The sequence below is a fragment of the Bacillus sp. PK6-16 genome (assembly GCF_056530295.1).
Genome location: NZ_CP096511.1, coordinates 3,743,171 through 3,754,295, shown reverse-complemented (window position 1 = coordinate 3,754,295; position 11,125 = coordinate 3,743,171). Strand labels below are relative to the sequence as shown.

Annotated in this window: 14 protein-coding genes and 1 other RNA gene; 12 read left to right on the top strand and 3 right to left on the bottom strand. The window is 35.2% G+C overall.

What is annotated here, in order from left to right; all coding sequences use genetic code 11:
- Positions 1-20: 20 nt before the first annotated feature.
- Complete coding sequence (gene recU, locus M1D66_RS19140; protein WP_000155598.1) at positions 21-623, bottom strand: Holliday junction resolvase RecU; 603 nt, start codon at positions 621-623, stop codon at positions 21-23.
- Between the two features lie 103 nt (positions 624-726).
- On the opposite strand from recU, the gene M1D66_RS19135 reads away from it, so the two are divergent.
- The gene (locus M1D66_RS19135; protein ID WP_042866562.1) at positions 727-1,752 is read left to right on the top strand and encodes a DUF2515 domain-containing protein; all 1,026 of its coding nucleotides are present in this window, start codon (positions 727-729) and stop codon (positions 1,750-1,752) included.
- Positions 1,753-1,903: 151 nt separating this feature from the next.
- Here M1D66_RS19135 and M1D66_RS19130 read toward each other — a convergent pair whose 3' ends face one another.
- Positions 1,904-2,083, bottom strand: coding sequence for a hypothetical protein (locus M1D66_RS19130; protein WP_001987054.1), 180 nt, complete (start codon positions 2,081-2,083; stop codon positions 1,904-1,906).
- An 85-nt stretch (positions 2,084-2,168) separates the two neighbouring features.
- Here M1D66_RS19130 and M1D66_RS19125 point away from each other — a divergent pair, with 85 nt between their 5' ends.
- A complete protein-coding gene (locus M1D66_RS19125; protein ID WP_001252036.1) occupies positions 2,169-2,411 on the top strand; it encodes a hypothetical protein in 243 nt (80 codons plus the stop codon).
- 15 nt (positions 2,412-2,426) lie between these two features.
- The gene (locus M1D66_RS19120; protein ID WP_242285258.1) at positions 2,427-2,771 is read left to right on the top strand and encodes a YppE family protein; all 345 of its coding nucleotides are present in this window, start codon (positions 2,427-2,429) and stop codon (positions 2,769-2,771) included.
- A gap of 26 nt (positions 2,772-2,797) precedes the next feature.
- On the opposite strand, the gene M1D66_RS19115 is transcribed toward M1D66_RS19120, so the two are convergent.
- The gene (locus tag M1D66_RS19115) at positions 2,798-2,989 is read right to left on the bottom strand and encodes a YppF family protein (protein WP_000242652.1); all 192 of its coding nucleotides are present in this window, start codon (positions 2,987-2,989) and stop codon (positions 2,798-2,800) included.
- Positions 2,990-3,166: 177 nt separating this feature from the next.
- Here M1D66_RS19115 and M1D66_RS19110 point away from each other — a divergent pair, with 177 nt between their 5' ends.
- The 9 genes from M1D66_RS19110 (at position 3,167) to ypwA (ending at position 11,099) form a co-directional block, all read left to right on the top strand.
- Complete coding sequence (locus M1D66_RS19110; protein ID WP_016122190.1) at positions 3,167-3,730, top strand: YppG family protein; 564 nt, start codon at positions 3,167-3,169, stop codon at positions 3,728-3,730.
- A gap of 156 nt (positions 3,731-3,886) precedes the next feature.
- Positions 3,887-4,318 carry a CotD family spore coat protein gene (locus M1D66_RS19105; protein WP_000546272.1) on the top strand — a complete coding sequence of 144 codons (432 nt, stop codon included), beginning with the start codon at positions 3,887-3,889 and terminating at the stop codon, positions 4,316-4,318.
- 56 nt (positions 4,319-4,374) lie between these two features.
- Entirely contained in the window at positions 4,375-4,929 is a 555-nt protein-coding gene (locus tag M1D66_RS19100) for an SLOG family protein (RefSeq protein WP_000862910.1), read from the top strand.
- 97 nt (positions 4,930-5,026) lie between these two features.
- Positions 5,027-5,362, top strand: a complete 336-nt coding sequence (gpsB, locus tag M1D66_RS19095; protein WP_000622431.1) for a cell division regulator GpsB — start codon at positions 5,027-5,029, stop codon at positions 5,360-5,362.
- Between the two features lie 86 nt (positions 5,363-5,448).
- An RNA gene (rnpB, locus tag M1D66_RS19090) (RNase P RNA component class B) lies at positions 5,449-5,839 on the top strand.
- Between the two features lie 180 nt (positions 5,840-6,019).
- Positions 6,020-7,159 carry a THUMP domain-containing class I SAM-dependent RNA methyltransferase gene (locus tag M1D66_RS19085; RefSeq protein ID WP_000521224.1) on the top strand — a complete coding sequence of 380 codons (1,140 nt, stop codon included), beginning with the start codon at positions 6,020-6,022 and terminating at the stop codon, positions 7,157-7,159.
- A gap of 61 nt (positions 7,160-7,220) precedes the next feature.
- Positions 7,221-7,403: a DUF3921 domain-containing protein gene (locus M1D66_RS19080; RefSeq protein WP_000368570.1), complete on the top strand. Its 183-nt coding sequence runs from the start codon at positions 7,221-7,223 to the stop codon at positions 7,401-7,403.
- A gap of 139 nt (positions 7,404-7,542) precedes the next feature.
- Positions 7,543-9,480 carry an ATP-dependent DNA helicase gene (locus tag M1D66_RS19075; protein WP_000493710.1) on the top strand — a complete coding sequence of 646 codons (1,938 nt, stop codon included), beginning with the start codon at positions 7,543-7,545 and terminating at the stop codon, positions 9,478-9,480.
- A gap of 101 nt (positions 9,481-9,581) precedes the next feature.
- Positions 9,582-11,099 (top strand): carboxypeptidase M32, encoded by a 1,518-nt coding sequence (gene ypwA / locus M1D66_RS19070; RefSeq protein WP_242554698.1) that lies wholly within the window; start codon positions 9,582-9,584, stop codon positions 11,097-11,099.
- The last annotated feature ends 26 nt before the right edge of the window (positions 11,100-11,125 follow it).

The window sequence follows — 11,125 nt, the reverse complement described above, 5'->3', positions numbered from 1 at the left end:
GAGCCTTAGTGATGACTCTATCACGAAAAATAAACCATGTCTAGTACACGGATATAGTCAATCCGAGGGTGATAACCGCATGATAATAAGGATCCATGCTCTTCTATTTCTTCTTTCGTAATCGACTTGCGTCCACCAGTATTTTGACGATTCCAAAATGCAATAATATGTTTTGCATCTAGTAAATAAAATTCATCAAAAAGTGTAAATTTAATAATAACAAATGCAATTCCATTATGAGCAACCACTTGCTTCATATGTTCAATTTGATGAAGGTGGAAGTTTTGAAGTGGGAAACTAGTTTTATTTTTTGTTTCCTTTGCTTCAAAATCGATGTATTTCCCTTTGTATACACCGTTGTAATCTGTTGTAGAAGGTTGTTTAAAATACGCTTCTTTTACCACTGCAGCACTTCGAGCGGGGTAATCTACTTTTACAATTTGAAGAGGTGTAGGCTTTTTATGTACACATGCAATATTATGGGTTAAGTAATATTGATTTGTTTCATTCAATTCCTCTTCAAGGGACATACCTCTATTACTATAAGTATGTGTTTTTATAGGTGTTTTTTGAGGTTGTGAAGCTTGATTATACCTTTTTCCATTTGGGTAACGAATGGTCATAGTGTGTCCACCCCCAACTTGCTAAGAATTACTTACAAAGGTGATTATATCAAAAAATGAAAAAAGATGTGACCTTTTTGATGAAAGGTATGATGACTTATTTATGTTTACATGGAATGATTATATGAAAATGAAACAAAATCGAGAAAAAAATTTTTGTACAGAGGAAGAAAAAGCAATCATTCACAATATTAAAAAGAAAACAGAAATAGCTAATGTGGACAATATTTCTCGGACACAATCTTATCAAGAATATTATGTAAGAAATAGTGAAATCAGGTGGGCCTTTTTAGCGAGTATGGTTTCGAGAAATGCGGGCTGGAATATGACTGATTTAGAAGGGAGATATTATGCTACTGTTTTACCTAGAACGGTAAAAAAACATTTATTTATTCTGTACGAACAGGCTAATTGGATTATTTTTTTAGATGCATTTCCTCAGCTATTATTGTATGAGGAAAGTAAGAAGAGACGTGCACCTCTCTTTCATTTGTTGCAATATTTCAACGTATCAATTTTTATGGAAAAAGAATGGTTACTTTTCTGGGAAAGAAGAGATATGAATAGGCTTATGACAGCGCTTATTATAAATGAACAAAATAAAATTCAAAAACCAGTCATTGAGAACACATATTTTAAAAAACATGTATTCCATACTGCACTTTTTAAAGTACAAGAAAGACTTCATATTAGTGCAGTTATCTTCCCAACAATTGAAGGGAGAATGTATGGATTTTCGGTTTATCAATTTGAAACGTTACAACAGCGTATAGAACTAGGAAAAAAATTAGCATGGTTATTGTTTCATCCAATTTATAATGGTTCGTTTTATAAGTTTGCATTGCAAACTACACATACTGGGTCTAGAGAAGATTATGAAGTTTACGCAAAGGAAACTCGAAAGTCTTATACGCCAACACTTAGAGATATTTATCCTGTTATTTTACATGAAGAAATAAAAATGAGAGATTGGTTTTGTGCAAATATGAAAATGAATGTGCTATTTGTACCTGAAGAACCTAAAGGGGAAGTTAATATAACAGAATGGTATAGAAGAAAGAGAGAACAAATCTATAGGCTATCTATCGCAAATCGTTTTGCTAAAAGGATGGATGAGTTCATGATATAATAAAAAAGAAGTCCCGTCTTCCATTTTGAAGACGGGACTTCTTAATTTGAAACAATCCTGCTATGTGTGCTACAACTTTAATCTCAAAACGTAATGCTAGTAGGAGATTAAGGGTGACTTGAAATTTAACTGTTCGTAATAAAGTCTCGCTTTATGTAGCAGGGAAGTTTGGACCATCTAGCTTTGGATTGCCAGTCTCGGGTTTATTTTGTTGTTTGTTTTGGTTTTTCTTTTTTTCATTTTTGTTCTTTGCCATTGTAATACACCTCCTTTTTGTATTGTTACCATTTCTATAAATGACATACGAAATGATTTCTTTGACGAATAACAACTAGTTTTGTCATGTGGGCAGGAGTGGTGAATCATTCGGCGAAATTACATGACAAAGGAAAAGCAAAGAAGGAGGCGTTTTGTATATGGCGATGGTTCAGAAGGAAGATGTAATGAAAAAAATGGATCAAATGTTAAGTTCTCTCGATTTGCTGGAAATGAATATAGGGATTAGAATGAATCATGCATTAAAGGATGCGAGTGAAAAAATATGCAATAAGATAGAAATAACAGAAATGCATATTGAACATATGGAAAATAAATTAGTGCATCACGAAGAGAAAGGGAATTGGGTAAAGACATTTCAAAACGTCGTAGTGAGTGCATAATAAGGTGGGAAAGAAATGAAGAATGAAGCATTAATACAGTCTTCAGAAAAACTCATGCAGTATAATAATGAAGCGAATGCAAAAAAGAGAGAACTAACCGAATACGACTTTTATAAGGATATGAAACCGTTTGTAGATATGGTAGATGAGGAATTAAAGAAGTGGAAAGAATTAGCTTATAAGTGGATTAAAGAAGAAAAGCCAAAATATATACATGTACAGCAAATTGATCAAGTATATGATAATTTACAAACGAATGTGTTGCAATGCTTTGTAAATAAAGGTAAAGGTAAACGATTCTTTGAAACACACCAAGCCATTTCGTATACTTTGCAAAATATAGTTGAGCAATGTAAATAACAAGAGGGAGAGCCCTCTTGTTATTTTTATGCTTCTGTCATTGTTGTAGGTTTTGTTGCGCCGTTTATTTCTAATTCTTTTATTAATGTTCGATAATCTGATATGCATATTTTTCCTTCGAGATACCAATGTCTCGCAAAGTCTAATAATTCATTTGCATTCTCTGTGCAATACCCCTTTTTTTGAGAAAACGCTTGTTTTAAATCCCCTAATACCATGTTGATTCCTCCCCCATGAGAATCTTCTTCTTCATTATCATAGCATGGAAGGGTTTTCTTTTTTAATTTTTTAAAAATTTAAACTTCCGACAAAAATAGACAGATACTCCATCACACATATTATTTTATAGGTACATATTATATATGTAGAAACTTATGTGAAGGAGGAGAGAATGCATGTTTCAACAACCTAACTTATATCAGCAAACGAATCCATATGCACAGCAAAATATGTACCAATATAATACGGATACATATTTACGGTATAATATGTATCCTTTCGAGCCTTATTATGGAAATCAAAATTATTATCAACCGTTTGAAGTGTCCTTTATGAATCAAGCTCAACAACCACAACAGCAGCAACCTTATGTGAATCAAGCTCAACAACCACAACAGCAGCAACCTTATGTGAATCAAGCTCAACAATCACAAGCTCAGCAACCATACATGAATCAACCACAGCAGCAGCCTTATATGAATTCGCAATATTATATGCCACCACCATCGCCGTATGCTAATCAACAAGCGATGTTTTATCCACCAAAACAACCGTACCCGACGCAGGGTAAGCAAAAGCAACAACAGCCAAGTCAGTTTTCTAGTTTTGTTTCTCAATTTAAAACATCAGATGGTAACTATGATGTAAATAAAATGATGAATACAGCTGGACAAATGATGAATGCGATGAATCAAGTGACAGGTATTGTAAAGCAAGTTGGAGGCTTTTTTGGTAAGTGATGTTGAAGGATTGTCTATAAAAACAATGTAAATGAAATAAAGGACTAGACAAATTTCCTTGTAATAAATGGGTATATATAACAAACGGCTTTCTCTCTTTTCTCATACTGTAAAGTGTAATCAGATTTTTTTTAACGAGAGAGGAGAGAAAAAACTATGCATCATTGTCATCCTTGCTTTGGAGGGCATAAGCCTACAGGACCTATTTGTACGACTGCTCCTGTCATTCATCCGACGAAACAATGCGTAACACACTCTTTTTCAACAACGGTGGTGCCACACATTTTCCCAACACATACAACACATGTACATCATCAACAAATTAAAAACCAAAACTTCTTCCCGCAAACAAATTCAAATGTAAATGTTGTGGACCCAATCGACCCAGGATTCGGTGGCGGATGTGGACCGTGTGGCCATGGTCATCATCACCATCATCACCACGGTCATCAAATATCTCCATTTGGGCCAGGACCGAATGTATCACCGTTTGGACCAGGACCAAATGTATCACCGTTTTTACCAAACAATGTATCACCAGTAGGTCCAAATATCGGACCAAACGTTGGTGGAATATTTAAAAAGTAAATGATATGTTAGAACTAGCGAAATGCTAGTTCTTTTTTTGTAATTGGAGTGTTGATATGAAAGTTATTGCAGTAACAGGATATAAGCCATTTGAACTTGGAATATTTAAAAATGATCATCCAGGAGTGGAGTGTATAAAGAAAGCATTACACCGTAAATTACTGACTTTTGTAGAAGATGGTTTAGAGTGGGTTATAATAAGCGGCCAGTTGGGTGTAGAATTATGGGCTGCTGAAGTTGTTTTTGAAATGCAAGTAGAATATCCAGATTTAAAATTAGCGGTATTCACTCCGTTTTTAGAACAAGAAGAAAATTGGAAAGAAGATAATCGTGAATATTACGAATTTATTCTTTCTCAAGCAGACCATGTTGATAGTATCACGAAACGGAAGTATGAAAGCCCAGAGCAATTTAAATTAAAAAATCAATTTTTTATTGAAAAAAGTGATGCGCTTTTAGCGGTATACGATGAAGAAAAACCAGGAAGTCCCAAATATATTGTAGAATCAGCAAAGAAAAAAGGGGAAATAGAAAATTATCACAGTTATTTCATTCTTTTTTCTGATTTACAAGATATAATAGAAGAGGAACAGTGGAATAATGCAGAGTAATATGTAATATAGTACTCGTATATATGATTGACAAAAAGCATTGTTTCTGAAAAAATTTAGTTAATGAAAGTTTTGGTAAAAATTTGAGGTGAAGAAAATGATTTCGGATAAAATTAAATTAACAGCGAAAGATATTTTAGAAAAAGAATTTAAAACAGGTATGAGAGGTTATCAACAAGAAGAAGTAGACAAGTTTCTTGATATGATCATTAAAGACTATGAAGCTTTCCACAAAGAGTTTGAGCAATTAAAGCAACAAAATGCTCGTTTAAAGCGTGAATTAGAGGAACAAAAACTAGCAGTAACGCAAGTTCCACAACAACCTGTACAAACACCAGTTGCACAACCGGTTTATAACAACACGAATACGGATATTTTAAAACGCTTATCTAACTTAGAAAAAGCTGTATTTGGAAGTAAGTTATACGAATGATGTAAGGTGGGAAAAGGTTTAAGCATTTTACATAGAAAAAAACGTTGCAAAATCTTTTTGTTTCCACTATACTAATGGATGTCATAACGTTTGGGTAATCGCTGCAACGCCAACGTTGTAGAGGAAAGTCCATGCTCGCACGGCCTGAGATGGCTGTAGTGTTCGTGCCTAGCCAATTCATAAGCTAGGGTATTCTGGCTGTAAGGCTGGTTTAACGGCAGGGAAAAAACCTAAGTCCTTTCGGATATGGTTTGACTACCTTTAAAGTGCCACAGTGACGAAGTCCTTGAAGAAATGATAGGAGTGGAACGAGGTAAACCCCACGAGCGAGAAACCCAAATAATGGTAGGGGAATCTTTTCCAAGGAAATGAACGACGGGAAAGGACAGGTTTTATAACCTGTAGATAGATGATTGCCACCGGAGTACGAGGCGTGGGCCGTTTGTAGTACAAAGGAACAGAACATGGCTTACAGAACGTTATGAACCAACTATGAAATAACTCAGCTCTCCTTTGTTAGAGGAGGGCTTTTTATTTGTATGAAGTTATAAAGTATGAGTTAAAATGGTTAATGAGAAAAATTTTCGTAAAATGTAATAATTAATAGGACCAATTGCTATTAATTATTGTTTGAATATACATAAGAGGTGAATGCAAATGGGAAAAGTTACTTTAATTGCAACAGCGGCAATGGGTATTGAAGCGTTAGTTGCCCGAGAAGTTCGCGATCTTGGTTATGAATGTCAAGTAGAAAACAGCAAAGTAACATTTGAAGCAGATGAAAAGGCGATTTGTCGTACGAACTTATGGTTACGTACTGCGGACCGTGTAAAAATTAAAGTTGGCGAATTTAAAGCAACGACATTTGATGAGCTATTTGAAAAAACGAAAGCATTAAACTGGGGAGATTATATTCCAGAGAATGGTGAATTCCCTGTTATCGGTAAATCTTTAAAATCTGAATTATTCAGTGTTTCGGATTGCCAACGTATCGTTAAAAAAGCTGTCGTTGAAAAATTAAAAACAACATATAAACGTACAACTTGGTTTGAAGAAGATGGTCCGTTATTCCGTATCGAGATTGCAATGCTCAAGGATATTGCAACATTAACAATTGATGCGAGCGGTGTTGGGCTTCATAAACGTGGATACCGTATGGATCAAGGGGAAGCTCCGTTAAAAGAAACATTAGCTGCGTCTTTAATTAAATTAACAAACTGGAAGCCAGATCGTCCATTTGTTGATCCATTCTGTGGATCAGGTACAATTCCGATTGAAGCAGCATTAATTGGACAAAACATTGCACCAGGATTTAACCGTGGTTTCGCATCTGACGAGTGGGGCTGGGTAGGGAAACAAAACTGGCGTGAAGCTCGTCAAGAAGCTGAAGATTTAGCGAACTATGATCAACGATTACAAATCATTGGATCAGATATTGATCATCGTATGATTCGAGTTGCTCAAGATAACGCAGAAGAAGTAGGCTTAGGCGATTTAATTACATTTAAACAAATGCAAGTAAAAGATTTCACAACAAAAGAGGATTATGGCTACGTTGTCACGAATCCTCCATACGGAGAACGTTTAAGTGAAAAAGCACTTGTTGAACAACTGTATAAAGAAATGGGACAAGTATTCCGCCCATTAGATACATGGTCAGCGTATGTATTAACAAGCTACGAAGCATTTGAGAAGTGTTACGGAAAAGATGCGTCGAAGAAGCGTAAGCTGTTTAACGGATTTATCCGTACAGATTACTACCAATACTTCGGAAAACGTCCACCGCGTAATTCATAGTATAAAACTCCTCTAGCGCGCATATACTGGCTATTATGTAATGCGTAAAGGAGGAAGTCATATGGATAATTTTCAATTATCAATGATTCAAAAAGCTATTCACCGTACGTATGATGAGCTCGGAAAAGAAGTGGATAGTCAAGGTGCGATTGTAGATGAAATACAAAAAGCACAAGAAGAATATTTGTCAGCTCTTTCACATGAAACAGCGATTGATAAACGGTATTTAAAGTCATTAATATAGAAGAAAATTTTCCTTTTTCGAAAGGAAAATTTTTTTTCGTGAATTTCTATGTATTGCAACAGGGGAAAGCAAATGCATACATATGCGTAGCAGTTGCTATTATCTTTTTATAGAAAAACTTTTTGGTTGGAGGCTAAGGATGTTTACTGAGAAGAGATTACCATTTGAAGTAGGAAAACAAGATAATTTTTATGATAAGTTGAATGAGTGGATTGGAGATGTGTTTTACGACATCCTTCCGGAAAAAGGCTTTGAAGAGCGTGATGAACAAATTTTTATGGCGTTTCAGTTAGAACGCGCTTTCCAAGAAAAGAAAGTTATGTTCGCAGAAGCTGGTGTAGGAACAGGGAAAACAATTGTATATCTTCTATATGCAATTTGTTACGCGCGTTATACTGGGAAACCAGCTATTATTGCTTGTGCAGATGAAACGTTAATTGAACAGCTTGTGAAAGAAGAAGGAGACATTGCTAAGTTATCTGAAGCATTAGGGCTATCTGTTGATGTAAGGCTTGCAAAATCAATGGATAATTATTTATGCTTACGTAAACTTGAAGATGTTATGAGTGGACGAGCTCCAGAAGTAATTGAAGACGTATATTACGAGTTACCACAGTTTGTATTCGATCATGGTACGATGCAAAACTTTACTCACTATGGTGACAGAAAAGAATTTCCACTTTTAAATGACGAAGAATGGTCAAAAGTAAATTGGGATTACTTCCAAGATTGCTTTACTTGTGATTCTCGTCATCGTTGTGGACAAACTCTTTCTCGTGAACATTATCGTAAAGCAGCAGATTTAATTATTTGTTCTCAAGATTTCTATATGGATCATATTTGGACGTACGACGCTCGTAAGCGTGAAGGGCAAATTCCATTATTACCAGAAAGTAGCTGCGTTGTATTTGATGAAGGACACCTTGTAGAATATGCAGCTCAAAAAGCTTTAACATATCGTTTAAAGCAAACGATGATGGAGCAACTATTAACGAGATTGCTACAAAACGATATTCGTGAGGAGTTTGCACATTTAGTAGAAGAAACAATTTGGCAAACTGAACGATTCTTTGATGTGTTACAAGAGAATAAAAAGGAAATTGCCGGTTCTGATCGTCTAGAAATTACTGTGACAGAAAAAGTAACAGCTGAAGCGAAACGACTTTATGCAAAAATCGGTGAAGTTGGAGATGCATTAGTATTCGAAAGTGAAATGCATACAGTAAACACGTATGATTTAAATATTGTTGATGAGCATTTAGATGTATTAGAACATTCACTTCGTCTGTTCATGCACGAGAAAAATGTAATTACTTGGGGTGAAGAAGGTGATGGTGCCTTCACGTTAGTTATTATGCCGCGTGCAGTTGAAGAAGTGTTACAAGAGAAAGTATTCTCGAAGAAAATACCGTATATTTTCTCTTCTGCGACATTATCGAACAACGATTCATTCGCTTTCACAGCTAATAGCCTAGGGGTAAAAGATTACTTGTCATTCTCAGTTGCTTCACCGTTTGATTACGAAGAGCAAATGACAGTAAACTTACTATCACATACGAAAGAAAATGAATGGGAAAGAAAGTGTCAATATACACTTGAAAATATACAAAAAACAAATGGACGTACGCTTGTATTATTCCGTACAACGCAAGAGCTTGCAGCGTTCAAAGAGTATGTAAGTAAAGAGCAAATGTCGGTTCCGTTCTTATATGAAGGAGATCAGGAAATTAGCCAGCTCGTTTCTCGTTTCCAAAATGAAGAAGAGACTGTACTTTGTGCGGTTCATTTATGGGAAGGTTTAGATATTCCTGGTTCATCATTATCGCACGTTATTATTTGGTCTTTACCATTCCCTCCAAACGATCCTGTGTTTGAAGCGAAACGTAAGCACGTAAATGATCCATTCTGGGATGTAGATGTACCATATATGATTTTACGACTTCGTCAAGGAATTGGGCGTTTAATTCGTACAAGTGAAGATAAAGGTGCCATATCAATTTTCTTATCTAATTCAGAAGATGAGAAAGTAGTTGCAGCTGTGAAAAATGTACTGCCAGTAGAAGGTAAAGAATTATAAGGAGAAAGCTTGGCGCTTGCCAAGCTTTTTTTCTATTATAAAAGGAATTTATGTTTCCGTGTCGAATTAAGTTTGAGGTAGAAAAAGGAGGCTTTTATACGATGACAGTTGCTACATATGAGGTAGAAAAACAATTTTTAACATACGTGAAGAAGATACAGAATTACGGAGAAGCATTAAGTTTAATGTTTTGGGATTTAAGAACAGGTGCACCAAAAAAAGGTGTAGATCAGCGTTCAGAAGTAATTGGTATGCTTTCGTCAGAAGTGTTTGCTATGTCGACTTCAGATGAGATGGGAAACTATTTAACAGAACTTGAAGCTTTAATACGTGAAGATAAACTTTCTGAAACGACGAAGAAAATGGTTGAAGAGTGTCGGAAAGAATATGATAGAAATAAAAAAATTCCACAAGCTGAATATGAGGCTTATGTGAAATTAGAAGCGAAAGCAGAGAGTGTGTGGGAAGAAGCTCGCGAAAAATCTGATTTCGAAATGTTCCGCCCGTACTTAGAAAAAATTGTTGAATTTAAAAAGAAATTTATTACATATTGGGGTTATGAAACATATAAATACAATACATTATTAGACATGTATGAGCCAGGTATTACAGTAGAAGTTTTAGATCACGTATTTGGTCAACTTCGTGAGCGCATCGTGCCGCTTGTAAAAGAAATCTCTGAGTCTAAAAAAGGATTAAAAACAAGTGTTTTATCAGAACAATTTTCAAAAGAAAAACAAAAGAACTTTACATTAGAACTCTTAAAGCAATTGAATTATGACTTTGAAGCAGGTCGTCTTGATGAAACAGTGCATCCTTTCGAAATTACATTAAATAGAGGGGATGTTCGTATTACGACACGCTATGATGAAAAAGATTTTCGTATGGCTGTTTTTGGAACGATTCATGAATGTGGTCATGCAGTATATGAACAAAATATTGCAGAACAATTTGAAGGTACACCACTTTGCAGTGGTACATCTATGGGTATTCACGAATCACAATCATTATTCTTTGAGAACTTTATCGGCCGTAATAAATCATTCTGGAAGAAAAATTATGATTTATTAAAAGAGTATAGCAATGGTCAATTTGATGATATGTCAGTCGATGAATTTTATGATGCAATTAACGAATCGAAGCCGTCATTCATTCGTATAGAAGCAGATGAGCTTACATACCCGCTTCATGTTATGGTGCGTTATGAATTAGAGAAAGAATTATTTGATGGTACATTACAAGTGAAGGACTTACCAGCAGCTTGGAATGATAAGATGGAAGCATATTTAGGAATTCGTCCGGAAAATGATGCGCAAGGTGTATTGCAAGATGTTCACTGGGCTGGTGGCTCATTTGGATACTTCCCATCTTATGCACTTGGTTACATGTATGCAGCGCAATTTAAGCAAAGAATGTTAAAAGACATTCCGAACTTTGATGCATTATTAGAAGAAGGGAACGTAACACCAATTCGTGAATGGTTAACAGAACATATTCACCAATATGGTAAAACGAAAAAGCCACTTGAAATTTTAGAAGATGTAACAGGTGAAGGTTTAAATGCAAACTACTTAGCCGATTATTTAGAAGCGAAATATAAAGAGATTTATGAGTTGTAAAAAAGAGCTGCTTAATTGCAGCTCTT

Excerpts from the sequence above, each read along its gene's own strand:
- M1D66_RS19105 (WP_000546272.1), top strand. The coding sequence starts at position 3,887 with ATGCATCATTGTCATCCTTGCTTTGGAGGGCATAAGCCTACAGGACCT.
- M1D66_RS19075 (WP_000493710.1), top strand. The coding sequence starts at position 7,543 with ATGTTTACTGAGAAGAGATTACCATTTGAAGTAGGAAAACAAGATAAT.
- gpsB (WP_000622431.1), top strand. The coding sequence starts at position 5,027 with ATGATTTCGGATAAAATTAAATTAACAGCGAAAGATATTTTAGAAAAA.
- M1D66_RS19080 (WP_000368570.1), top strand. The coding sequence starts at position 7,221 with ATGGATAATTTTCAATTATCAATGATTCAAAAAGCTATTCACCGTACG.
- M1D66_RS19115 (WP_000242652.1), bottom strand. The coding sequence starts at position 2,989 with ATGGTATTAGGGGATTTAAAACAAGCGTTTTCTCAAAAAAAGGGGTAT.
- ypwA (WP_242554698.1), top strand. The coding sequence starts at position 9,582 with ATGACAGTTGCTACATATGAGGTAGAAAAACAATTTTTAACATACGTG.
- M1D66_RS19135 (WP_042866562.1), top strand. The coding sequence starts at position 727 with ATGTTTACATGGAATGATTATATGAAAATGAAACAAAATCGAGAAAAA.
- M1D66_RS19125 (WP_001252036.1), top strand. The coding sequence starts at position 2,169 with ATGGCGATGGTTCAGAAGGAAGATGTAATGAAAAAAATGGATCAAATG.
- recU (WP_000155598.1), bottom strand. The coding sequence starts at position 623 with ATGACCATTCGTTACCCAAATGGAAAAAGGTATAATCAAGCTTCACAA.
- M1D66_RS19100 (WP_000862910.1), top strand. The coding sequence starts at position 4,375 with ATGAAAGTTATTGCAGTAACAGGATATAAGCCATTTGAACTTGGAATA.
- M1D66_RS19085 (WP_000521224.1), top strand. The coding sequence starts at position 6,020 with ATGGGAAAAGTTACTTTAATTGCAACAGCGGCAATGGGTATTGAAGCG.
- M1D66_RS19120 (WP_242285258.1), top strand. The coding sequence starts at position 2,427 with ATGAAGAATGAAGCATTAATACAGTCTTCAGAAAAACTCATGCAGTAT.
- M1D66_RS19110 (WP_016122190.1), top strand. The coding sequence starts at position 3,167 with ATGTTTCAACAACCTAACTTATATCAGCAAACGAATCCATATGCACAG.